The sequence below is a fragment of the Kineococcus indalonis genome (genome assembly GCF_009906395.1).
GTDB lineage: Bacteria > Actinomycetota > Actinomycetes > Actinomycetales > Kineococcaceae > Kineococcus > Kineococcus indalonis.
Genome location: NZ_JAAALM010000831.1, coordinates 1 through 1135, shown reverse-complemented (window position 1 = coordinate 1135; position 1135 = coordinate 1). Strand labels below are relative to the sequence as shown.

Annotated in this window: 2 protein-coding genes; both read right to left on the bottom strand. The window is 80.3% G+C overall.

Annotated elements, in window-relative coordinates; all coding sequences use genetic code 11:
- Window positions 1-37: 37 nt before the first annotated feature.
- Window positions 38-394: a DUF2516 family protein gene (locus GTR00_RS21415; RefSeq protein ID WP_166613518.1), complete on the bottom strand. Its 357-nt coding sequence runs from the start codon at window positions 392-394 to the stop codon at window positions 38-40.
- Between the two features lie 50 nt (window positions 395-444).
- On the bottom strand, window positions 445-1135 hold a 691-nt coding region (locus GTR00_RS21410; protein WP_205706370.1), incomplete at its 5' end, for an FUSC family protein.

The window sequence follows — 1135 nt, the reverse complement described above, 5'->3', positions numbered from 1 at the left end:
CCTGGTGACCGGCACCGGGCGCGGGGCCCGGCGCCGGTCACCAGGGGCCGTAGGGGCCCTGGTGGCGGTCGTCGCGGCGCGGGCCGCGGCGCCCGCCGAACTGGCGCACGGCCGGGCGCACGTCCGCCACGTACACGGCGGCCGCCACGACGGAGAGGATGCCCAGCAGCCCGGGCACGCCGGCGGCGGAGATGGGCGGCAGGGAGACGAAGCCGATCGCCGTGGCGACGGCGAGGATCGCCACCCAGAAGGTCTTGGTGCGCTTGCCCGCCGCCGTGAACGCCGCGCCCTGGCGGCGCAGCGCGTCGACCAGCGCGAAGGCGGCGAAGGCGAACGCCGCGATGGCGATCACGAGGAGCACGCCGTACTGGACGGTGCCGACGAGGGAGTTCACACCAGGATCCTACGGTCGGCGGGCCCGCCGGGTTCCCCGCGAGCGCGCGCTCAGCCGCGCGCGCCGAGCAGCTCACCCAGGCGGCGGTAGCCGGCGGCCTCGGCCCGCTCCACGCGCGCCGAGGCCGCCCGCGCCGCCTCGGCGCGCTCCCCCCAGGAGTCGTCGGCCAGGACGTCGTGGGCGTCGCGCAGGACGGCCAGGTCGCGGCGCAGCGCGGCCGGGTCGGCGCCGGCGGCGGAGCGCCCCACGGCGCCCAGGGCCCGCTCCAGGTGCGCCCCGGCGTGCCGGTTGCGCACGGCCAGGGCGGCGAGGACGCCGGTGGACACGCCCAGCAGGGTGTCCAGCAGGCGGTCGCCGGCCAGGCCGGCGAGGGTGGCGCCGCCGCCGCCCAGGCGGGTCAGCAGCAGCGACAGGGCGGTCACGGGCACGGTGCCCAGGGCGAGGTTGCGGGGCATGCACAGCTCGACCAGGAGCGTGCAGGCCACGGTGAGGGCCCACAGCGCCGCGTGCGCACCGGCCAGCGGCACGAGCAGCACGGCCAGCAGCAGGCCGGCGAGGGTGCCGGCGGCGCGCTGCACGGCGCGCTGGGCGGTGGCGCCCGCCGAGGAGGACTGCAGGGCGGCCGCGGCGGCCACGGCGGCCCAGTAGGTGTGGCCCAGCCCGGCGGCGGCGGCGAGCACGGCGCTGAGCGCGCAGGCCAGCCCCGCGCGCAGGGCGGGGGCGTGCAGCACGCCCCCGCCC